A 22,490-nucleotide genomic window follows, 5' to 3' on the forward strand; every position below is an offset into this window, starting at 1 on the left:
CGCTGGTACAAACGAGAAAGGCTCAAGCGAGCTCTTCGTTGCTCCCCGTCGCGCAGATGCGAAACGCCGTGTAGAGCGCCAGGCCGAACCACAGCAAATCCCAGCCCGAAAAGCCCATCCTCTCGGTCAGCGGGAGCTCGCCGATGACGGCGCCGGCGTAGGCTTTGGCCGCGGCTTCCTTTTCGGCCTGCGACATATTCGCCACGCGTGAGGTGATGTCGGCCTCGGTCTTCATCAGCTTGCCGGTGAGTTCGGGGCCCGGCTCGCTGTCGGCGGTGGCCGTCTCGTAGAAGTCGACGACGTCTGGGTCGACGCGGCCGTCTTCGGCCAACTCGTGATAGACGGCGGTGGCCATCATGTCGGGATCTTCGACGATCATGTCGACCTGCATGTGGGCCAGCCCGAATTGGGCGATGAGGAGCTTGCCGACGACCAAGCCCACAAAGGCGATGCCCGCCGCGGCGGCGCCCAGGCGCATGTCGCCGTGCTTGGCCACGGCGATGATCGTCACGCCCACGGCCAATCCGATGCCCCAGGCGAGCAACCCCAGCTCGATATTCAGGAAGGTGACCACCCCTGCCCAGATCGCGCCGCCCAAGAGCGCCACGGCGATCCCGGCCGCCAGAGCCATGGGCACGTTGACCGGCTCGGGCACCTCGAACTCGTCGACCGCCCAGTCGTTGTCCGCCGAGCTCTTCTGGCGCATGAAGTCGGGCACGTCGGAGTTGTCGTGTCGGTCGTGGTCGGGCGTCTGGTCGCTCACTGGCGTCTCCTGGTTGTTGATTGGAACTGACCACCTTAATGGGCGAGCCGAGGCGTGGCAACCGATCGGTCAATCTCGAAACTTTGGCGACACGGATGTTACAAAAATATGAAGCGTCTGATTGATTTGATTCATGATGCAAGGTGAGCTAAAAGGCCATCGAACACCCATCTTTGAGGACTCGTCATGCCGATGGTGAGGGTTGTCGGCGCTTTTTCAACACTGCAGTAGGAGTGTGCTGTGTTACGTAGTGCGCATTTGAGATCGCTCGTATTATTAATGCTTTCTACCTTCGTCTTCGCCGCGTGCGGCGACGACGAAGCAAAGAAGCCGGATCCGCTGGAGGTGACGGCGCTGACCGCCGAGCCGGCGAGTGGCCAAGCCCCGCTGGAGGTGACGTTTACGGTCGAGCCGACCGGCGGCACCGAGCCGTACGAGGCGATGTGGGACCTGGGCGTGGAGACCGACGAAGAGGTCACCGGCCTCGAGGCCACCCACACCTATTATCGTGAGGGGACCTACGACGTGACCGTGGTGGTCACCGACGCCGAAGGCTTCAAGCAAGAGGAGACGGTCGAGCTGGTCGTCGACCCGGCCGACCCTCCCACGGTCAACGCCTCGGCGAGCCCGGAGATGGGCATCGCGCCGCTCGACACCACTTTCGAGGTGACCGCCGAGGGTGGCTCGGGTGAGTTCGAGTACGAATGGCAGTTCGGCGACGGCAGCTTCTCGAACGAGAAGAACCCGGCGCACCGCTACATCATCGGGGGTACCTACACCGCCAAGGTCACCGTGACCGACGTGCTCACCGAAAAAGAGACGACCCAAGAGGTCACCGTCGAGGTGGCCGACGACGAGACGCCCTTCGTGTCGGCGACCGCCGACCCGGCCCGCGGCATCGCCCCGCTGAACGTCGCGCTCGACGCGCAGGTCTTCGGCGGCAACGAACCGCTGACCTACACCTGGGACTTCGGCGACGGTTCGGCAGAAGCCGACGGCCAGAGCCAGTCGCACGAGTACACCGACCCGGGCAGCTACAAAGCCGTGGTGACCGTCGAGGACGCCGACGGCGACACCGCCCGCTCGGAAGTCACGATCAACGTGCTCGACAACGCGGTTCCCTCGGTCGACATCTTCGCCGAGCCGACCAGCGGCATCGCGCCGCTGACCGTGCAGTTCGACCCGCAGGCCCAGGGCGGCGAAGCGCCGCTGACGTTTGCCTGGGACTTCGGCAACGGCGACACCGCCGACACCCGCAAGCCGAGCTACACCTTCCAGGACGCCGGCACCCACACGGTGACCGTGACGGCCACCGACGCCAACGGCGACACCGCCACTGACACGATCGACATCGAGGTGACCAGCGACGAGATCCCGACGGTCACCGCCTCGGCGACGCCGACCGACGGGCTGGCGCCGATTCAGGTGCAGTTCGACGCGACCGCCTCGGGCGGCAACGGCACGCTCACTTACCAGTGGAGCTTCGGCGAGGGCACGACCTCGGACCTCGAAGATCCGGTGCACACCTACTCGGCCGCCGGCCAGTACACCGCCACGGTGACCGTGCGCGACGAAAACGGCGACACGGCCACCGACACCATCAGCATCGACGTGGGCGACAACCTGATCCCGTCGGCCAACGCCTCGGCGACCCCGGCCACCGGCCGCGCGCCGCTGCCGGTCGACTTCTTCGCCAACGCCACCGGCGGCAACGGCACATTGACTTACGCATGGGACTTCGGTGACGGTAACACCAGCACCGACCAGAATCCCTCGCACACCTTCAACACTCCGGGCACCTACAACGTGTCGTTGATCGTGACCGACGGCGACGGCAGCACCGACGGCTCGACGGTCACCGTCGAGGTGCTCGACGACGCGCAGCCGACCGTGTCGGCCAGCGCCACCCCGGACACCGGCATCGCGCCGATCAACATCCAGTTCGACGCCACCGTGACCGCCGGCGACGCGCCGTTCACCTACTCGTGGGACTTCGGCGACAGCTCGGCCACCCAGACCGGCCCGCGCCCGAATCACTCGTACACCTCGGGCGGCACCTACACCGCCACCGTGACGGTGACCGACGCCGACGGCGACACCACCAGCGACACCGTCGACGTGACCATCGCCGACGATGAAGTGCCTGCGGTGAGCGTGACCGCCGACCAAGACACCGGCACCGCGCCGCACACGGTCAACTTCACGACGAGCGCCACCGGCGGAAACGCCCCGTTGAGCTACACCTGGTACTTCGGCGACGGCTCGGCCCCGGGCAGCGGTGACACCATCGCGCATACCTATCAGAACGCCGGCGTCTACGAGGCCACCGTCGTGGTGACCGACGCCAACGGCGACACCGCGCGCGACACGGTCACCATCAACGCGCGCGCCAACGCGCCGGATCTGACCATCGAGTCGTTCACGGCTGCGCGCACCGGCAACGACGTCGACTTCACCATCGTGCTCCGCAATGACGGCACCGCCGAACTCGTCCATCCCTTCGACGTGCGCCTGTACTATGACGAAGCTCAGGCGCCGACGGCGAGCACCCAGTCGAACCGCTCCGAGCGCGTCTATGACGTGATTCCGCCGGGCGGGACCTACACGGTGACCTTCACCGCCTTCGATCGCAATATCGGCAGCTACGACGCCTACGTCTTCGCCGATCCGCGACAAGAGTCGGCCGACCTCGATCGTAGCAACAATATCAGCGGACCGGAGACCTTCATCATCGACGGGCTGCTCATCAGCGAGGTGTTGTACGACACCGTCAGCACCGACGATCCCGACCAGACGTTCATCGAGCTGTTCGGACCGGCCGGCAAAGACCTGTCGGGCTACGAGCTTAGCGCGATCAACGGAACCGACGGCACGTCCTACGACACGATTACCCTGGCGCAAGGAACGACCATTCCGGCCAACGGCTACCTGGTCATCTCCTCGGCGAACCACCCCGAGGTCGACGTCGTCGCCAACGCCAACCTGCAGAACGGCCCCGACAGCCTCGAGGTCCGCGACCCGCAGGGCGGTCTGGTCGACGCGCTCGGCTATGGTGACTTCGCCGGCGCCGGTCTGCTCGCCAACTTCTTCGGCGAAGGTTCGGCGGCCCGCAATCCGGGCCCGGGCGTCTCGCTGGGGCGCAGCACCGACCAGTCGGATACCGACGACAACAGCGTCGACTTCTACTCGTGGGCCCAGCCGACGCCGGGCGCCGAGAACAACGTCACGCTGAGCAACAACGCCGACACCTGCGCCGACGCCTACGACCTGACCGGCGGAGGGGAGGGGCGCTTCTACGTCGAGGGCAACCTCGGCACGGCGACCAACACCTACACCACCCGCAGCACGAGCGGCACGCAAGGCTATTGCTCGGCGACCAGCAACACGTTCTCGGGCCCCGACCAGATCTTCGCGATTACGGTGCCCACCGGCGAGACGGCCGACGTGACCTTCTCGCTGGCCGACAACGCCAACGTGGACGTCGACGCGGTCATCACCGCCGACCCGTGCACCTCGCTCGACACCGGCATGATCGGGTGCAACCCGGTCGGCACCGAGTACTTCACGCTCACCGAGGGCACCTATTACCTGGTGGTCATGGAAGATGGCGGCAACAACCTGTCGTCGTCGAACGAGCCGTACTCCATCTCCCTCGACGTGACGTTCCAGTAAGGAATCCACTTCGAGCGTAGATGAGCCCGGGCCGCCGTGAGGCGGTCCGGGCTTTTTTTGTGCCTTGTTGTTCCTTTGTCGCCGCGTGATTTTCAGCGCGCTATGGTTTGCGATATGGTGCTCGGGTCCAACACAACACCGAGGGACTCATGAGCGACTTGCTCGACGAACACGATGACGAATTGGCCGCGCTCGAGCGCGCCGGCAAGCGCCGCAACGCGGTGACCGTAGCGATGATCATTGCCACGGTGATCGCCTTGTTGGGCGTGGGCGGCGTGCTCATCGGCAAGGTGATGTATCCGGGCATCGGGGAGTACGTCGAGGCGGTCTTGGCCGGCGAGCAAGACGTCTTCGGCGACCCGGTCTACACGCCCGAGCACGAGGTGTCGGCCGACGAGTTGGCCGAGAACGTCGACCTGCAAGAGGTCCACGCCGAGCTGTTGACCCACTGGCTGTCGTCGTTGTCGTACGACGAGGCGGGCCAGCCCTCCAAGCGCACCCTCGAGCGCTTCGAGGCGTTGCAGAAGGCCGTCGAGCCCGACCCGAATCTGCACGCCATCGTTACCGAGCTCGGCGAGCTGATGCACTCGGAGAAAGCCGCCGACAAGAGCGATCGCGTGCTGTACTTGACCTGGGCGTGGAACGACTACATGCGCCAGAAGGATCAGCCGTATCACTTCGAGGCGAATATGATGCTGCGCCAGCGCGGGCCCATGCTCTACACCAAGAACTACCACCTGGCCGGCGAGGTGAAGTTCGGCCTCGACGACGAGCGGTACACCGCGCTCTTGGCCCAGCGTATCGACAACACCAACGTCGTCGAAAACTACCTGTGCCGGGCCACCGAGGCCGACGAGCGACCCCTGTGGGTCGTCGACACCAGCGCGCGCGAGGCGGCGAACCACGTCTGGCCGATGTTGTCGGCGGACAGCGACGCTACCCTCGAACCCGTCAAGCAGGCGTTCGCGCCGGCGATTCGCAAAGAAGCCAAGGAGATGCTCTCGCCGGAGGCGCTCGCGACCCTCGAGAGCTCCGCGTTCGCGCGCCACCAACTCATGGCCACGGTCGACGCCATCAACGAGCGCGACTGCAACAAGTTTCGCTTCTCGTTCAAGCCGCTCGTCGCCTACGACTCGGGTCGCCTGCTGCGACTGGAGTCGAAGGCGGCGATGGCGCAGCACTCGGCATGCCCCGACATCACCCCGGTCGAACTCAGAACGCTCATCGACAACTCCGACAAGCTCGAGATGCGCCGCGAGGAGATCCGGGTTGCTCTGCAAGAACTCACGGCCTGGATTGCGCGGCCGCGCCTGGTCCACGAGGTACGCCATCGCGCCGACGAAGAGCGCCACTACGCCCGCACGATCCCGCTGGGCTGCCCCGGCTGCGACTCGCTCATGGCCCCGCGCGAGCAGGCCGAGCTCTCCGGCTACCTCGCCGGGGTCGCCTACAGCGGCGCGCCCGCCGCCGGGCTCTTTCGCGCCTGCTGGGTCAACGCGACGAGCAGCACGTACCACAAACGCGCCATCGAGCCTCTTGTCACCGAGCTCGCCAAGGGTCAAAATTGCGAGCAAGGACCGGTGGACAACCTGCAGCAGAGAGCGAAGAAGGCCGACGTGGAGCTTTTCGATCGCGACGAGCCGCTCGAAAAGATTGGTGAGTGGCCGGCGAACGTTGAAATCGGCGAATGGTAGAATTCGATGGCAGGGCATCTTGCCCTGGTGAGTTCGGTGGCAGGGCATCTTGCCCTGGTGAGTTCGGTGGCAGGGCATCTTGCCCTGGTGAGTTCGGTGGCAGGGCATCTTGCCCTGGTGAGTTCGGTGGCAGGGCATCTTGCCCTGGTGAGTATGTGTGAGGGTGTTATGTGGCGAGTTCGTTTGGTGATGTTGGTCGCAATGGTCGGGCTTGTGGGGGCGTGTGCTGCTGATGCGCCGGTAGCGAAGAAGTCGCGCAATTCGGCGGCCGTTCAGAAGTCGGCCGTGGAGGTGCCCGAGTCGGACGACGCGGCTGCAGAGACGCCCGAGCAGAACCCAAAAGGGCCCATCGATCTGGGCATGGGCGACGGCGAGGAGGGCGAGATCGTCATCGATCGCCCGGAGGCGCCTCAGCAGGACGATACCGACCTCGGTGAGTCTGGCGACGGCGAAGAAGACGAACTCGACGAAGAGGAGCTCGACGAGGGCGAGTCAGTCGACGAAGAGGAGCTCGACGAAGAAGGCGAATCCGCCGAAGAAAATGATCTCTAGACGCGCCGTCGAACCGGTGTGTTAGACTGTCGCCATGCGACTGATTTTCCACGTCGACATGGATGCCTTTTTTGCCTCGGTCGAGCAGCGCGACCACCCGGAGCTGCGCGGCCGGCCGGTGATCGTGGGCGGGGGGAAAAAGCGCGGCGTGGTCGCCGCGGCGAGCTACGAGGTGCGAAAGTTCGGCGTGCACAGCGCCATGCCGATGGTCCGCGCGCTCCGAAAATGCCCCGACGCGGTCGTCATCAAGCCGCGCATGTCCCATTACGCGGCCGCGAGCAAACAGCTCATGGCCGTGCTCGACAACTACAGCCCGCTCGTCGAGCCCTTGAGCCTCGATGAGGCTTTCCTCGACATGACCGGCACCGAAAAGCTCTTCGGCACGCCGCTCGAGACCGCCGCCGCCCTCAAGCGCGACATCTTCGAGGCGACCGACGGGCTGACTTGCTCGGTGGGCATCGCTCCGAACAAATTCTTGGCCAAGATCGCCAGCGATCTCGACAAGCCCGACGGGGTGACGTTCATCCGCCACGGCACCGAGCGCCAGACGCTGGCGCCGATGTCGATCCGCAAGATCTGGGGCGTGGGCAAAAAGACGGCCAAGAAGCTCGAGTCGCGCATGCTGCACACCATCGGCGACATCGCCGAGGCCGATTTCATCAAGCTCGCAGGCATCGTCGGCGAGCGCAGCGCGCGGCACCTCAAGCAACTCGCCCGCGGCGAGGACGACCGGCCGGTCGTCGCCGACCGCGAGCGCAAGTCGGTGGGCGCCGAGACCACCCTCAGCGAGGATATTCGGGGGCGCCAACAGATCGAGAAGCACCTGCGCGCCCAGTGCGAGCGCGTGGCCCGGGAGCTTCGAAAGAAGAACCTTCGCGCCGAATCGGCGCGCGTAAAACTTCGCTACTCGAGGACCTTCCGGCTCAAGACTCGCCAGGGCCCGATGCCCACGGCGGCGGACGATTCACGCACGCTCTTCGAGACGACCCGCCGCCTGCTCGACACCCTCGAGCTCGACGAGCCGATCCGGCTCGTAGGCGCCGCCGCCTTCGACCTCATCGCCGAAGACGACACCGTCCAGCTCGCCCTGTTCGACGGCGAGCGCAAGCAGAACGCCAAGCTCGAAAAGACGCTCGACGCCATCCGCGACAAGTTTGGGGATAAGATTGGGCGTGGTTCGCAGTAGGGTTTAGATGTGACAATAGGCCGGCTCCCACGCCGGTGGTCGACGTCTCGAGCCTCGAACAACCGCCGCAGATTCGAGCCCTACTGAGTCTTGACGAAGGTATACGAGACGACGCCCTGGCCGAGCTCGATGATCTTCTTACCGTCCTTCTCTTCGAACTTCATCTCGGCGCCGATCACGGGCGGATCGACGGTGGTATAGACGAGCTCGCCGGTCTGCTCGGATTTCATGGGGCGCACGGCGCTGGCGAACTCGCCGGCGTCGACGACCAGCTTGCCGTCCTTCAGACTCACGGTGACCTCACCCAACTCGTCGCTCTGGTAGCTGCCCACGAAGCTCTTGACCGCCTTGGGGTCGATGTCTTGGAGGCGCTTCTTCATCTTGGCGGTCTCCTCGACGGTGGTCTTGTGGGCGAATTGAGCGTTCTTCGACGCTTGAGGCTCGAGGTCGAAGGCGAGTTCGAATAGGCCGTTGCGAATCGCTTGGGAGAAATTGTTGGCGGCTCCGCCGTTGCTCAGGATCGTGATGCCCAGGCCTGCGTCGGGCAGAAACGCCAGCTCGGAGGTGAACCCGGTGGTGTTGCCGCCGTGTGAGATCATCGTCTGGCCTTTGTAGTCAGCCACGATCCAGCCCAGGCCGTAGCTCGCCAGAGCGTTGATTTCGACCTGCGGCTTCCAGGTGTGGGTGAGGTTTTCGGCCGAGACCACGCGTTTGCCGTCAGGGGCGACGCCCTTGTTGAGCTGGGTGATGATGTACTTGGTCATGTCGTCGGTATTCGACCAGACTGCGCCGGCCGGTGCCAGCGGCACGACGAAGCGCTCGACGTCGAGCGGGGTGGGCTCGTAGGTGGCGTCGAGGCCGAGCACGTAGGGTGTCGCCGCTTTGCCCGAGCCGATCGCGTCGTCGAACGACAGCGTCGTCGCTTTCATGCCGATGGGGCCGAAGATGCGCTCGTCCATCGCCGCGATATAGCCGTCCTGCAGCTTTCCGTACTCGCTGCCCAGGGCGGCGGCGGTGACGTAGCCGCCGGTGGCGACCATCTGGTTGCTGTACTGGAAGGCTTCGCCGAAGTCGGTGAAGAACTCGAAGGTCTCGAGCGACTCGATGGTGTCTTCGGCGCTCATGTCGTTGAAGTTGAAAAAGATCTCGAAGTCGCGCCGCGGCACGCCCGTGCAGGCGCAGACCAGGTTCTCGACGGTGATCTTTTTGGAGATCTCGGGGTCTTTGACCGAAAACTCGGGCAGGATGAGCTGGGCGGCCTTGTCCCACTCGAGCTTGCCCTCGTCGACCGCGTCTGCCATGAGCATCGTGGTCATCGTCTTGCTGGTCGACCCGACCATCATGAGCGTGTCGGTGGTCATGGGCTCGCCGCCCATCTTACGCTCGCCGAAGGCCTTGGCATAGACGACTTCGCCATCCTGGACCACGCCGATGGAGGCGCCGGGCACGCCGAACAGCTCGACCATCTGGGCGACGTGCGCGTCGAATTTGGCCAGCTTCTCTTTGTCGAGCTTGGCCGGCTTTTTGCCGGCGATGCTCTCCTGCTGCATCGTGCTCTTCTGAAACCCGCTGGCGATCAGTTGCAGCTGGGAAGCGCGTTTCTGGACGGGAACGAGCTCGCCTTCGATAAGCGCCAGATACACCGTGTTGCCGACGCGCCAGCCGGAGGCCTGCTTGACGTAGCCTTCCTTGCCCATCTTGTAGTTGACGACGGTAATCTCCTCGAGGCCCTGGGCTGCCGGCGGGTTGAGCGTCTGCGTCGCCTCGAGCTCGAGATCGGGGTTGACCTTGGGCCACATCTGCTCGATCGCCTCGGCGACCTTGCCGCCGTCGAGGGCCATCATGTGTAGCTTGATCTTCTTGTCTGGCCCGACCGCCGTGGCGTAACCCTCGCGCTGCTCGACTGACCAGTTCTCGGGGATGGGGGCGGAGAAGCGCCCCTGCGGATCCTGATAGCCGGGCTGATCTTCCTGGGCGTTGCTCTCTTCGCCTTGTTCGGGTTGCTCCGATTGCTCCGGCGTATCAGCCGGCTCTTCGGCTTGCGGCTCGTCGGGAGGAATCGGCGGGCTGGTGCGGCACGAGAAGGCAGAAGACACAAGAAACACATATAGTACGACTAAAGTGAGTCGCTTCATCGTCACTTCCTTTGTGTAAATATTAGGTTCAGCAATCAACAGATACAACAGTGCGCTGGCGCAGGTAGTACAACCCTGCGCCTAAAGAAACCGCACGCCTGTGAACGTCAATAAAAAAGAGGAGGGAAAGCTAGCTTAGCAGCGACTTTTGCACGCGTTCTTGCGATGCGCGCACTTGCTCGCGCCACCTTTGCCTTTGCCGCGACTCGATTTGCAGGAGTGAAACTCCTCCATGCATCGATCTTTACAGCTCTTGCCCGACTCGAGGCGGCCGCTGCGGTTCTGATACGGGTCCTCATGAGCGTGGACGTGCACACAGGAGACAGCAAAGAAGAAGGGCAGAATAAGGACAAGGAGAGATTTCGAATTATTCATCTTAAGTGCCTGTATTTCTTCGGGAAACGCCATTTGTTTCGAGTATAGCAGACCCTTTTTTGCTTCAAAAATGGTAATTACAACCCGAAGCGCCCGTGTACTCGCACGCCCGTTTGCCAGTGATCGACGAACTCGCTGACACGGGCGAGCTCTGACGGGCGGTTGACGCCGAACCAGAAGTCGATCTGGGTCATCAGGATGATCGCGTCGGGGCGGAAGGTGGCGCCGAAGGCCGTGCCCCAGACGTGGTCGCGGCCGGTCTCGTCTTCGAGGTGGCGTGAGTTGAAATACGAAACTTCGGCAAAGGCGCCCAAGTCGAGGGCCAGGCGCATGGCGTTTTCTTCGCCGGTCTCGGGGTTCTCGTCGCGAAGGATCATCTCCGGTCCGCCGTCCCAGTCGACGCGGCCGCGCACCTTGCGGAGGCGCACCGGGTTGAACTCGGTGGCCGCGACGAGCGTCAGGAACCCGAAGGCGTCGGCGAGCCCCAGATCGAGGGCCACCTGCGACTCGTCTTCGATATAGGCGGCGCCCACCACGCCCCTGGCATCGGCGCCGAGCAGCGTGTCGACGTCGGCCGGCAAGGGCACGGCGTCGGCGCGAAGCTCGATGATATCGGTGGCGACGTCGCCCGGTGCGAAGACAAGGTGCAGCGAGGTGTCGCCGTAGGGGCTCCCCAGTCCGACGTACATGCGCCCGTCGGTAGTGTGCGGCGTCTCCGGCAGTTGCAGCACCACCCCGTCGACGCCGGCGTTGTTGGTCAGCGGATGGGTCTCGATCCCTGCCATGACCAACGAGCCCCAGTCGTGCAGGGTGAGGCGGCCGCCGTAGATCGTCTCCTGGGTGTTGACGCTGGCGAGGCCGACGGGGTCGCGAAAGCCGCCGTCTTCGGTGCGCGTCTGCTCCTCGGTCGGCGAGACTTTCAGCGCGTCGCTGACCAGCAGCGCGAAGGCCTCGACGCCGAAGCCTGCGTTGTAGAAGTCGAGGCTGAAGATGCCGCCGGCGTAGATCGGGCTGACGCTGGCGCTCTTTGTCCCTTCGTTGGTGCACACCTCGAACCCGTAGGTCGACCGCGTGCCGACGATGCCGGCGAGGTCGAATCGCCACGGAAGTTCTTGGTCGGTCTCGCGGGCGAACGCCTCGTTTCGCGCCAGATCTGCGCGGTGGATGCGATGCATCTCGTTATAATCCGAGACGATCGTGCGCGCTCGACGCGCCGTGCTGAAGACGTCGGCGTCGGCGGCCGTGCAGTCTTGCGCTACCGCCGAGTCCGCGCCGAATATCGCCGCGGCCGCCGTCAGAAGCGCCAAGAGAACTCGCGCATCACTTCGCATCATCGCTCTCTGTGTTGTCTGCCGCCGAAACTCGCTCGACCTCGTGTCCCTTCTTCTCGAGCATCGCGATCACGCTGTTGTCGCCGACCAGGTGGCCCGCGCCGACAGCCACGAAGACATCGCCGCGCTGCACGAGCTTTTCGAGCTCGCCGACCCACGCCTTGTTTCGCCGGTCGAACAGAACTTCGTACATCTTCGGGTGGCGCTCCATCTCCTGAGGGTCGAAGGCGACCTTGGCCAACTTGTCGGCGTCGCCGGCCTGATAGGCGGCGATAAGCTCGTCGAGCAGCTTCTTTTGATCCTCGCGGGTCTCCACCATGTAGCGCAGCAACTCGGCGTCGACCGCCTTCTGCAGCAAGCCGATCTGTTCTTTGACGCCCTCGAGGTAGACGAGCTCCTTGGACTGCGCGCGGGCGCTCTCCTCGACCATCTTGTCGACCGCCGCGCCGCCTCCAATCATTTTTCGGCTCAGCTCGGAGTAGGCCGCCCACGGCTGCAGGCGGTCGAGGATGACCGACATCTGGCCGGTGGCCTTCGAGAGGTCGTCGAACGCTTCTTCGCCGAGCATCTTCTCGAGCGACTTGCCGCTCGGAAGCATCATTGTGTTGGCGAGTTCCTGTTGATTCACGTCGGCCAAGTTCGCCTCGAGCACCACCACCTTCGATGCGTCGAGCGCCTGCCTGGCTGGAGGCGGAAAAGCCTCCCACGTCAGGCCTTCGACGCCCCCGTGAATCGTGCCAAACAGGTACAGCGGCCCGTTGGGCCCCTCGACCTTCCACAGGAGTGCGCGCTCGATGAGCTGCTCGGTCGCCTGCTCGGTCGGCTCTGTGTCGGGCTCGGCCTCGAGCGGTGCTTCCTCGGGCGCGCCCACCATCTGGGTGTCGGCCACCTCCTCGGCGGGCGCGTCGGTCTTCTGAGCCTGCTGCTTGTCGCAGCCGGCAAAGGAGAGGGCGAAGGCGATCAGGAGTATGAAGAGTCGTCGTTGCACGAAATCATCCGGGTCGAGAGTGTGCGGCGAGTGTACGACACGTCCTCTTGCACCACAAAGGGCGTGTCGTGCATCTTAATATCACTTACAGAACTCTCTACGCGGACGCGCCGAAATGAACAAGATGCCCCTCGTTTGTCTGCTTATCGGTTTCGCGCTGGTCGCCTGTGACGACGATGACATCTCCAATCCGCAGGATAGCGGAGTCAGCGACGCCGGTGATGTCACGGTCGACGCGGTCGGTGACGGTGGGGAGGGCGATGCACAGGCAGACGCCGACGCTTCGCAAGTGCCCGACCCGTCGACCTACGCCGAATGTGCGCCCTATGCGGTCGCCGGCCCCAATGCGGTGGGCGTGACGACCGTCGAGATCGACGGCGCGCCGGTCGAGATCTGGTATCCGGCCGCCGAGGCCCCGTCCGACGACCAGTCGCCCGTCACCTACGACCTTCGCGACTGGCTACCTGACGACGAACGCGACAAGATCCCCGAAGACGCGCCGACGACCTACACCACCGACGCCTATCGCGACCTGGCCATCGCCGACGGGGAGCATCCGGTCGTCCTCTTCAGCCACGGGTTTGCCGGCTATCGGATGCAGTCGACCGAGTACACCACGCATCTGGCCTCGTGGGGCTTCGTCGTCGCTTCCCCCGAGCATCCCGAGCGTGGCCTGGAGGCGGTGCTCAATAACAACATCAACTTCACCGGCACCGAGGATATCGGCGCGCTCGTCGGCACGCTCGACTGGCTCGAGGGCGCCGACGCCGAGGCGGACGGCTTCTTCGAAGGCCACCTGAAGCTCGACGAGGTCGGCGCCACCGGCCACTCCGCAGGCGGCCGCGCCGCGCTCGCCACGGCCGCGCAGGACGAGCGCATCGTCTCGGTCGTCGGCCTGGCTCCGGCGCTCGGCGTCGGCGGCGAGGACCCCACCGGCGTCGACGCACGCCAAGTGCATATCGCAGGCGGCGACGACGGCCTCGTCTCGCCTGGCGGCATCCGCTCCTTCTGGGACGACCAGCCCGCGCCCAAGCTGTACCTGTCGATCGCCGGGGCCGGCCACCTGGCCTTCTCCGACATCTGCCTCATCGGCCAAGAGGCCGGCGGCATCCTGCAGATCGCCCAGGACAACGGCGTCAGCGTCAACCCGGTGGTCGTCGGCCTGGCCTCCGACGGCTGCCGCGACGACCAACTCGCCCCGCAGGCCTCGTGGCCCGTTTTCCATCACTTCGCCACCGCCGAGCTTCGCTTTGCGCTGGGCCTGGACGGCGAGCCTACCAGCCTCGACGAAGCAGCGTCGCAGTGTTTTGGCGATTTGGTCGAAGACTACGCCGATTGAAACCAACGGCAGCTTGTTGAAACCAACGGCAGCTTGTTGAAACCAACGGCATGATGGCTTAATTCAGGGGCCATGAAGTTCTCCGCCTTACGCCACAAACACGACCCCGAAATCCTGCGCCTGGCCGTGCCCGCCCTGGGCAGCCTGGCGGTCGACCCGCTCGTCTCGCTGGTCGACACCGCCTTCGTCGGCCAGCTCGGCACCGCCCCGCTGGGCGCGCTGGGCATCAACGCGTCGCTCTTTGCGATGACGTTCGTCATCTTCAACTTCCTGGCCTACGGCACCACGCCCAGGGTGGGAAATGCGCTCGGGCGCGGCGACCGAAAGGCCGCCGGGCAGGTGGTCATCCAGGCGTTTACGCTGGCCCTGGCCGCCGGGGCGCTCGCGCTGGCCCTGCTCCAGATCTTCGCCGGCCCCATCCTCACCCTCATGGGGGCCACCGGTGAACTGCGCGAGCCGGCGATGACCTACCTGCGCATCCGCGCGTTCGCCGGACCCGCGGTCTTGTTGCTCAACGTCGGCCACGGGGCGTTTCGCGGCTACCAGGACACGCGCACGGCGATGGTCGTGACCATCGCGCTCAATCTGGTCAACCTGGTTCTCGACCCCATCTTGATCTTCGGGCTCGGCTGGGGCATCGCCGGGGCGGCGACCGCCACGGTGATCGCGCAGTGGCTGGGGGCGCTGACGTTCGTGTGGCTGCTGCTGAAGTCGCGCCGCGAGGAGCTCGGCATCGAGCTGGTGCGCCCGACGCTCGAGCAGATGCTGCCCTTTTTGCGCATCGGCAGCAGCTTGTTGCTCCGCACGGGCGCGCTGGTGGGCACGATGACCTTGGCCACCGCGGTCGCCGCCCGCGTGGGCGTGGTCGCCGTGGCCGCCCACCAGGTCGCCAATCAGCTGTGGGGCTTCTTGGCGCTCGTGGTCGACGCGCTCGCCGTCGCCGCCCAGGCGCTGGTGGCCAAGCATCTGGGCTCGGGCGACGTCGACGAGGCCCGCGACGTCTCCGACAGGCTGTTGCAGTGGGGATTGGGCGTGGGGGCGGTGCTCGCGCTGGGGTTCGCCGCGCTCCGCCCGGTCTTGCCGGGCCTCTTTACCGACGAGGCCCAGACGGTCGCCCGTGTGATGGACATCTTCATCTTCGTGGCCGTCTTGCAGCCGATCAACGGCGTCGTCTTCGTGTGGGACGGCATCTACATGGGCGCCGAGAAGTTCGGCTTTCTGGCCAAGGCGATGGTCGTATCGGCGGCGGGAGCGGTCGCCGTGCTCCTGCTCACCCGGCCGATGGGCTGGGGGCTCGAAGGCGTGTGGTGGGGCATCACCGCGTTGATGTTGGTGCGGGTGGTCACGCTCGGCGTGCCCTACGCTCGACGGCGTGTTTTCGCCAAACCTGACGACGTCCCGAGGTAGACAACACGCCCCGCGCGCGCTACAAGGAAGGCCGATTAAACACTACAAACTTAACGAGTTGGCGAGGAGTCAGACCATGAGCGAACGCCGAGACCGCACGTTTCTCGAGGACATCCCGTTTGCGCGTGAAGAGTACGGCAGCATCGTGCAGACGAATTACCCGGGCGCCCACGACGAGGAGTATCGGGCTCGTCTCGACGAGCTGATCGGCGCCTCCGAAGAGGCGTGGCCGAATATCCCGCGATACGAATACACCGACGACGAGCACACCACCTGGCGCTTGGTCTCCGAGGTGCTCATTCGTCTCCAAGATCACTACTCGTGCAAGGCCTTCCTCGAGGGGCGCGACAAGCTCGACCTGCCGGTCAGCGAGGTTCCGCAGCTCGACCAGGTCTCGGCGAAGATGGAAGCCGAAACCGGCTTTATGCTCGCCCCCGTCGGCGGTCTGTTGGACAAGTCGGAGTTCTTGCCGATGCTCGGCCAGAAGGTGATGCGCTGCACGCCGTACGTGCGCCACCACTCCTACCCGTTCTTCACCCCCGAGCCCGACATCGTCCACGAGCTTCGCGGCCACGCGCCGATGTTCATGCACCCCGAGTTCGTCGAGATGTCGGTCGCCATCGGCAAGGCCGCCGAGGCCGCCGTCGAGGCCGGCAACGACGACCTGCTCGACCTCATCGGGCTCTTCTACTGGTACACCGTCGAGTACGGGCTCATTCGCGAGGACGGCGAGCTCAAGATCTTCGGCGCCGGCAACAACGGCGGCATCCAAGATCTACTTCGCTCGGTCGACCCGACCGTCGAGAAGCACCCGTTCAGCATCGAGAAGATCCGCCAGCTCAGCATCGACTACGACGCGCCCCAGGAGGTCTTCTTCGTGGCCGAGTCGTACGAGCAGGTCGAAGAGATGGCCTATCAACTCGCCGACATGGCGTAAGCCCCTCGACCCCTGGCTCGTTGCGAACAGTTCCCCCAGCTCCGTCGCGCATAGCGCGACCGAAGCTGGGGGCTGCAAATCTCATTCGCCGACGGATTCCCCGTTGGCGGTCATCCACAGACACGCTCGCTCGACGCCCTCGCCGCAGGCGCGTCCGACCATCTCGACGCCGGCATCCCAGTCGTGGTTCGAGAGGCCGACTCCGCGTCCGTAGCAGTACTCGCCCGAACCCAGCGCGCACGCCTTCTTGGACAAGTCGTAGACCGCGTCGCCGGTCAGCGGCTTCTTGGAGTGGAGGTCCATCGCCACGCGAAGCTGGCAGCCCAGCTTCTCGTCGGCCTCACACGCCTGCTCGTAGCGTGTGGCGGCCGCGTCGAACGAGGCCTTCGCGCCGATGCCATACTCGTTGGCAAGCCCCAACACCACACAAGCCGTCGCGTCGTCTTTCTGCTCGCATTGCTCGATCAGCGCCTCCGCGTCGGCCTTCTCGAGGCGAGTTTGGTGGTCGCGAAGCGCCTCGGCGCGCGCGCAGCTGTTGAACTCGCCCATCTCGCAAGCTCGCTCGAACATCTCGATCGCCTTGGTCAGGTCGCGCCCGACCGCCACGCCGTGGGAGAGTAGCTCGCCTTGCTGGATGCAGCCGGTGGCGTTGTTTCGCTCACACGCGCTCTTGCTGCGCTGGGCCAGCGGCTTGGCCTTGGCAGAGTCGCCTCTCATCATCAACGCGGCCAGGTAGCTCAGGCAGCCGGTGCTCTCGTCGGCGGTGCACGTGTCTGCCAACGTGTTGACCGCCCGCGTGTAGTCACGATCGACGCCCAGCCCGTGCAGATATGCCGTGCCCACGGCGCGGCAAGCCACCGGATTATCGTCGTCGCACAGGCTCTGGTACAGGTCGACCGAACGGGTCAAATCGAGCTCGTCGCTGTGGCCGAACCTCATGAAGTAGGCGGCTTCGTAGCACGCCGTTTCGAGATCGCTGTCCTTGCACAGGGCGACCAACTTATCGACCCCCTTCTGGCGGTCGCGCGGGAAGAGCTCTCCTGTCGACTTCTGCTCACCGATCTCGATGCAGGCGCTGGCGATGTCCTCGTCGCACTTCTTGCGAAGGTACTCGCGTGCGGCTGAAAAGTCGGTCCTGTCGCCATCTCCATGGGCGATCAGGTGCGCCGCCCAATCGCAGTGGCCGTAGACGCCGTCTTCACAGTTGTTGCGCACGATGTCGAGGGAGCGTTTGGCCTTCGTCGACGCCTGCTTCGGATCGGCCGGGGCGCCCATGCCCAACCGGAGCCGGTCGGCGAGCTTCGAGCACGAGGTGGCTCCATCGGCTTCACAACCGGTCGACAGGAACCCGACGGCGTCCTCGAGCGACTGCTCGACGTGAACGCCGCGGGTGACCAGGTTGGCCACGTCGATGCACGCGGCGTCGCTGCCCAGGTTGCACGCCTTGGTCAGGTACTTCTTGGCCACCTCGGGCTGGTAGGCTGTTTGCGTCCCGTTGAGCTTCATGCGCGCGACCGAGCGGCACGAGTCGACATGCTCGTCTTTGCAGGCCGCCTCGTACAACTCGAGCGCCTTTTTGGCGTCGCGGTCTACGTCCTCACCGGCTTCGTAGATGCTGGCGAGGCGGTAGCAACCGGTCTCGAAGCCCTGCGTGCACGAGCGCCGATACAACTCGACGGCCTTCTCTCGGTCCTTCTCGACGCCGACGCCGAAGTAGTAGCGCGAGGCGAAGTTCGAGCACCCCCTCCCGAAGTCCATCAAGCACGCCTTCTCGAAGTAGTCGGCGGCTTCGATATGTGACTCCTCGTCGTCGAGCGAAGCGTGGATGCTTCCCAGATCGTCGCACGCTTCCGGCTCTTCGTTGGTGCACGCAAATTCATAGAGCTGGATGGCCTGGCGAAAGCTCTCCTCGGAGTTCGCCCGAAGGTAGAACTGGGCGAGGCGGGTGCACGAGCGGATATGGCCGTTGGCGCATCCGTTTCGGAACATCTGCTCGGCGCGAGCCTCGTCTTTGTCGGCCCCTTCGCCGTCGGCGTAAAAGTCGCCGAGTTCGCCACACGCGTCGCCAAGGCCACGCGTGCAGGCTTTCTCGAGATAGTCGACCGCGCGGGTGACGTCCTTTTCGACCCCGTCGCCCTTGGCGTACCGACTGCCGAGCACGTGGCAGGCCTTGTCCGCGCCGCCGTCACACCCCTTGCGGTACATCCCCAACGCGCGCTTCTCGTCCGACTCGACGAGCAGGTCGCCCGCAGCTTCGCACGAGTCGGCGTAGTCGAGCGCACAGCCCTTCTCGTGCAGCTCGAGCGCGCGCTCCTCGTCGGCGTCGAAGTTCACGCCGTACCCGTAGGCCTTGGCGGACAGATAGCAGGCGTATCCGCGCTCCTGCTTCTTGTCGTCTTCGCAGTGATCGGCGTACTTGGAGGCCTCCTTCGGCTCGAAGAGTCTGTATTTGAGGTCGCGGTACAGGTCGCACGCGTCGTTCGAACCCGCCTTGCAGCCCTTGTGGGCGAGCTTGGAGGCGGTGACGGTGTTCGCCTCGAGCCCTTCGCCTCGGAAGGTCTTCTGCGCCAGGTGATAGCAGCTCTCGGGAGAGCCCTGGGCACAACCGGCGCGGAACAATGCCACTGCATGCTCGTCACCGACGTACCTTCCGCGAATCTCGCCGCGCTCGATGAGTCGGCCGGCGAACGTGCAGCCGTGCTTGAAGCCGTTCTTGCAGCCGGCCAGCGCCATGTCGATGAACGACTGATTGGTGATCGCCGCCCACTCGGCGAGCAGCTCCTCGTCATCCTTGGGCGGCTCGCGGTCGACGCTGGCGCACGCTTTGGCGTGATTGAGGTCACAGGCCGCGTGGAGCTTCTCTTTGGACTTCGACAGGTTGGTCGAGGTGCCAAAGCCGGTCTCCCACATCTTGCCGAGGCGGAAACAGCCTTCGGCGTAATCCGCCGCGCAGCTTCGACGATAGTAGTCGAACGCATCTTGCTTCTCGCGCGGCGCGGTAGCGTACTCTTCGAAGATGGTGCCCAGGGTGTGGCAGATCGAGCCCATGCCCGCCTTGCAGCTGCGGTCCATCAACCGGAAGCCGCGAGCTTGCTCTTGCTGGGAGGAACTCTGCAGCATCATCTGCGCTTGCAGCAGACAGCTCGTCTCGTTGCCGAAGTCGCACCCCTGCTTGGCGAGCCTATAGGCATGGTCGTTGTTGCTGGCGAGCGCCTGTTGGCTGATCGCTTTGGACAGCCCCACTGAACTCAACGAGAGCACCGCGGCGGTGGTGCACCCGAGGCCATCTCCCGCTCTACACGCGGCTTCGCCTGTCATGCGGGTCAGCTTGACGCCGCATTTGTCTTCCATCAAGAGCTCGCTCGAGGGTGTGGCGCCCGATGGGCAGACCTCGTCGAGCGGGCGCTCATTGGCGCGAAGGTAGGAGTAGGACGATCGGCAAGCCGACAGCGCCACCATGCAAATCATCAGGCATAAAAGAGCAAGACTTCGAAGGGCTTCGAAACGCACGTAGATCCCCCATCAGGGTGGAAGTGAAGAGCTCGTTTGAGCAAGACCTGCCGGGGCGGTATCGCCCGGAGAGCTCGATCGAGGAGGTAAATATTTTGATGTAGCATACGACACGAATGCAAGGCTGACAAATGCAAGGTCAATGACTTTGCATCACCGCCTTGCCCACCCCATATTCGTTGATGAACACGTACGCCGCCCCGAAATCCCCGAACATGCAGTCGAAGACGTCGGCGCGTAGTTGCAGCACGAACTGCGGGTGGTCGTCGCCCTCGTAATATTCGAGCACGTCGTCTTGGACGTAGCGCGGAAACCCGCCCAGCTTGGTGCCGTAGGCGCGGTCGAGCTGTGCGTCGGGCAGGGTGTTGTACTGGCTTTGCAGGGCAGGAGAGAGTTCGCGGAACGCGACGGTGTCGGCCGGCACCATCATGTTGTCGTCGTAGGGATCGGCGACCAACAGTGGCGGCTCTTCGGCGAGCAAGACGACCTCGATGCCACCGCCGCCGAGTCGCCACGGCTCGAAGTCCTGGTTCCACCATTGCGGATGCATCAGCACGGCGAGTCCGCCGAAGCCCTCCATGGCGGTGACGACCGGGTGGTTGGGGATGGTGGCGACCAGGCGCCATTCCTTCGGGATCACCAGCTGGAGGCCCAACTCGCGGGCGTGGCGTGGCTCGCCGTCGGTCGTCACGAGCGCGACGGCGTCGACCATGTCGCCCTCCGGCGCCGGGGTTGTCGCCCGCGCCGGCTCACACTCACCGGTCGGAAGCGTCGCGTCGGAGAGCTCGCAGGCCGACAAGTCCAACGCCCAGAACATCGACTTGTCGAGAATCACCACGCGGTCGCCCTGCGGATCGACGCCCACCTCGGCGTCTCCTGAATAGGGCGTCGCGAGGCGTACGTCGTCGGGCAGCGCTGCGACGTTGCGCCAGGCGTCATCCACCCAGACTCCCAGCCTCCAGCCGTCTCCGTCTTCGCCGAACGAGAGCAGGGCGTTTCGCTTCGAGTCGTAGCAGAGATGGGCGCCACGCCAGTCGGGGTCGGAGGCGACGCACCGCCAACACGTTTCTTCCAGGAGCCACAGATCGGGGCCGGCGAGCAGGTAGACGCCCTCGGGCGTCGACACGGCGGAGGCGACGCCGTGGATAGGCCGAATTTCGTCGTCGAACTCCTGCCAGCCCTTCTGGCCGAAGACCCACGTCGTGTTCGACTCCACGCCGCCAAACAAAACCAGGCGCTCGCGGGCCGCGTCGAAGGCCATGGCGACGCGGCGGGCGTAGTGGCCGTTGGGTCCGCGCCCCGGGCCGCAGAGTTGGCGCCACTTCGACCCGGCCGAGCTCGTCCACAGGCCGCCGTCGCCGTCGAGCATGTAGAGCGTGTCGTCGCCGGCGGCGAAGTTCACCGACAGGTCGTACAGCCGGCTGTGGCGCAGCGGGCCGAGGTCGGCGTCGTGGCTATCGACCGGGTCTACCAGCACCTCCCAGCCGCCCACTCCGAGCGCGTCGGCGGCCAGCGTGCTGTGATTGATGGCGACGAGCTTGCCGTCGAGCTGCACCGGAGTGGTATGGCGGCCAAGCTCGAGCCGGTCGGCTTCGCTGGCCGTGTTGACCAGGTCGCCGCCGTCGCTCACCCACGTCTCGTCGCTCCAGTCGGCGCCCTTGCGAAAGTCTTGGCCGCCGTAGCTCACCAGCTCGCCGCGTCCTTTGTCGAACCCGACCACCGCGCTGGCCATCAGCGGGCGCATCTCGCGGTCGGTCGGCTGCCAGCCGCCCCCGGCGAGTTCGTGCAGACGCATACCTTCGTCCGAGTGGGCGACCAGCCGAAAGAGCCTATCGCGGCTTGTGTCGTAGCCGATATCCGAGCTCGTCGGCATATGCTCGGCGTGCAGCACCGTCCACGCCTCGCCGTCGAAGGCATATAGCGTGTCCTCGATGTCGATGCCCACGAGCCGTCCGTTGGCGGCGTCCCAGCACCCGCTCATCAGCGCGGGGCCGTCGACGAGCTTCTCGAGTCGCTCCCCATCGAAGCTAAAGGTCGTCCCGCCCTCGTAGTCGGTGACGTGCACCCAGAAGCATGTCGACTCGGCGTCGAAGCCGGCGGTGCCGTGGCTGTAGCCCCACCGCGCCAGCTCGGTCACGTCGATGAGCTGCACGTGATAGGGCGCGCCGAGCCGGACCACGCGCATATGGCCGTCGCCGGGCACGAAGATATACGTGTCGCATAGGCCGAACGCGGCGAGCGGGCGCGACGACGGCGCGTTCGGCACGAGGCCGTCGGTGATCGTCTCCCAGCCCGCGCCGTCCCATCCCCACACCTCGATGCCTTCGCCGGGAGTGACGAGCAAGAGCTGCTCGCGTGTCTCGTCGTAGACCATGCTCGAGTGGCCGTTGGCCGTCTTCGGCGGCCGTCGCCCGTTCATTGGCGTCCATGCATTCATGGTTGACTCGCTCGATTTCCAAAGAGTTTGTAATACGCAAACCATAGCTGCCCGGTCTGCGAATTTCTACCCTCGCCGTCGCTTCACGCGCCGCAGACTTTCCAGCCTGGTGGCCACCCAGGCGTGCCGATCGCCCCGATAGCTGCGCGTTTTACAACCTCCTG

General features: G+C 65.0%; 13 protein-coding genes. 7 read left to right on the forward strand and 6 right to left on the reverse strand.

The window, feature by feature from the left end; translation table 11 throughout:
* Window positions 1-22: 22 nt before the first annotated feature.
* A complete protein-coding gene (locus FIV42_RS16875) occupies window positions 23-763 on the reverse strand; it encodes a hypothetical protein (RefSeq protein WP_141198824.1) in 741 nt (246 codons plus the stop codon).
* Window positions 764-1,042: 279 nt separating this feature from the next.
* Here FIV42_RS16875 and FIV42_RS16880 point away from each other — a divergent pair, with 279 nt between their 5' ends.
* The 4 genes from FIV42_RS16880 (at window position 1,043) to FIV42_RS16895 (ending at window position 7,867) form a co-directional block, all read left to right on the forward strand.
* Window positions 1,043-4,435 carry a PKD domain-containing protein gene (locus FIV42_RS16880; protein WP_141198825.1) on the forward strand — a complete coding sequence of 1,131 codons (3,393 nt, stop codon included), beginning with the start codon at window positions 1,043-1,045 and terminating at the stop codon, window positions 4,433-4,435.
* Window positions 4,436-4,584: 149 nt separating this feature from the next.
* Complete coding sequence (locus FIV42_RS16885; RefSeq protein WP_141198826.1) at window positions 4,585-6,129, forward strand: hypothetical protein; 1,545 nt, start codon at window positions 4,585-4,587, stop codon at window positions 6,127-6,129.
* Window positions 6,130-6,315: 186 nt separating this feature from the next.
* Window positions 6,316-6,681 (forward strand): hypothetical protein, encoded by a 366-nt coding sequence (locus tag FIV42_RS16890; protein WP_141198827.1) that lies wholly within the window; start codon window positions 6,316-6,318, stop codon window positions 6,679-6,681.
* 34 nt (window positions 6,682-6,715) lie between these two features.
* Window positions 6,716-7,867, forward strand: a complete 1,152-nt coding sequence (locus tag FIV42_RS16895) for a DNA polymerase IV (protein ID WP_141198828.1) — start codon at window positions 6,716-6,718, stop codon at window positions 7,865-7,867.
* Window positions 7,868-7,947: 80 nt separating this feature from the next.
* On the opposite strand, the gene FIV42_RS16900 is transcribed toward FIV42_RS16895, so the two are convergent.
* From FIV42_RS16900 to FIV42_RS16910, 3 genes are all read right to left on the reverse strand, one after another.
* Window positions 7,948-10,002 carry a serine hydrolase domain-containing protein gene (locus FIV42_RS16900; protein ID WP_141198829.1) on the reverse strand — a complete coding sequence of 685 codons (2,055 nt, stop codon included), beginning with the start codon at window positions 10,000-10,002 and terminating at the stop codon, window positions 7,948-7,950.
* 452 nt (window positions 10,003-10,454) lie between these two features.
* Complete coding sequence (locus FIV42_RS16905; RefSeq protein ID WP_141198830.1) at window positions 10,455-11,711, reverse strand: hypothetical protein; 1,257 nt, start codon at window positions 11,709-11,711, stop codon at window positions 10,455-10,457.
* Window positions 11,698-12,696, reverse strand: coding sequence for a TraB/GumN family protein (locus FIV42_RS16910; protein WP_141198831.1), 999 nt, complete (start codon window positions 12,694-12,696; stop codon window positions 11,698-11,700). The genes FIV42_RS16905 and FIV42_RS16910 overlap by 14 nt, the downstream gene beginning before the upstream one ends.
* A 115-nt stretch (window positions 12,697-12,811) precedes the next feature.
* Here FIV42_RS16910 and FIV42_RS16915 point away from each other — a divergent pair, with 115 nt between their 5' ends.
* From FIV42_RS16915 to FIV42_RS16925, 3 genes are all read left to right on the forward strand, one after another.
* Window positions 12,812-14,035, forward strand: coding sequence for an alpha/beta hydrolase family protein (locus tag FIV42_RS16915; protein WP_141198832.1), 1,224 nt, complete (start codon window positions 12,812-12,814; stop codon window positions 14,033-14,035).
* A gap of 72 nt (window positions 14,036-14,107) precedes the next feature.
* Window positions 14,108-15,442, forward strand: coding sequence for an MATE family efflux transporter (locus FIV42_RS16920; protein ID WP_141198833.1), 1,335 nt, complete (start codon window positions 14,108-14,110; stop codon window positions 15,440-15,442).
* A 76-nt stretch (window positions 15,443-15,518) separates the two neighbouring features.
* Window positions 15,519-16,379: a hypothetical protein gene (locus FIV42_RS16925; protein WP_141198834.1), complete on the forward strand. Its 861-nt coding sequence runs from the start codon at window positions 15,519-15,521 to the stop codon at window positions 16,377-16,379.
* An 81-nt stretch (window positions 16,380-16,460) separates the two neighbouring features.
* On the opposite strand, the gene FIV42_RS16930 is transcribed toward FIV42_RS16925, so the two are convergent.
* Window positions 16,461-19,730 carry a tetratricopeptide repeat protein gene (locus tag FIV42_RS16930; protein WP_168210715.1) on the reverse strand — a complete coding sequence of 1,090 codons (3,270 nt, stop codon included), beginning with the start codon at window positions 19,728-19,730 and terminating at the stop codon, window positions 16,461-16,463.
* A gap of 298 nt (window positions 19,731-20,028) precedes the next feature.
* The gene (locus FIV42_RS16935) at window positions 20,029-22,326 is read right to left on the reverse strand and encodes a DUF1963 domain-containing protein (protein WP_168210716.1); all 2,298 of its coding nucleotides are present in this window, start codon (window positions 22,324-22,326) and stop codon (window positions 20,029-20,031) included.
* Window positions 22,327-22,490: the final 164 nt, after the last annotated feature.

The organism is Persicimonas caeni, assembly GCF_006517175.1.
Classification (GTDB): domain Bacteria; phylum Myxococcota_A; class Bradymonadia; order Bradymonadales; family Bradymonadaceae; genus Persicimonas; species Persicimonas caeni.

Excerpts from the sequence above, each read along its gene's own strand:
- FIV42_RS16920 (WP_141198833.1), top strand. The coding sequence starts at position 14,108 with ATGAAGTTCTCCGCCTTACGCCACAAACACGACCCCGAAATCCTGCGC.
- FIV42_RS16935 (WP_168210716.1), bottom strand. The coding sequence starts at position 22,326 with ATGAATGCATGGACGCCAATGAACGGGCGACGGCCGCCGAAGACGGCC.
- FIV42_RS16880 (WP_141198825.1), top strand. The coding sequence starts at position 1,043 with ATGCTTTCTACCTTCGTCTTCGCCGCGTGCGGCGACGACGAAGCAAAG.
- FIV42_RS16885 (WP_141198826.1), top strand. The coding sequence starts at position 4,585 with ATGAGCGACTTGCTCGACGAACACGATGACGAATTGGCCGCGCTCGAG.
- FIV42_RS16925 (WP_141198834.1), top strand. The coding sequence starts at position 15,519 with ATGAGCGAACGCCGAGACCGCACGTTTCTCGAGGACATCCCGTTTGCG.
- FIV42_RS16895 (WP_141198828.1), top strand. The coding sequence starts at position 6,716 with ATGCGACTGATTTTCCACGTCGACATGGATGCCTTTTTTGCCTCGGTC.
- FIV42_RS16900 (WP_141198829.1), bottom strand. The coding sequence starts at position 10,002 with ATGAAGCGACTCACTTTAGTCGTACTATATGTGTTTCTTGTGTCTTCT.
- FIV42_RS16915 (WP_141198832.1), top strand. The coding sequence starts at position 12,812 with ATGAACAAGATGCCCCTCGTTTGTCTGCTTATCGGTTTCGCGCTGGTC.
- FIV42_RS16930 (WP_168210715.1), bottom strand. The coding sequence starts at position 19,730 with ATGGAAGACAAATGCGGCGTCAAGCTGACCCGCATGACAGGCGAAGCC.
- FIV42_RS16905 (WP_141198830.1), bottom strand. The coding sequence starts at position 11,711 with ATGATGCGAAGTGATGCGCGAGTTCTCTTGGCGCTTCTGACGGCGGCC.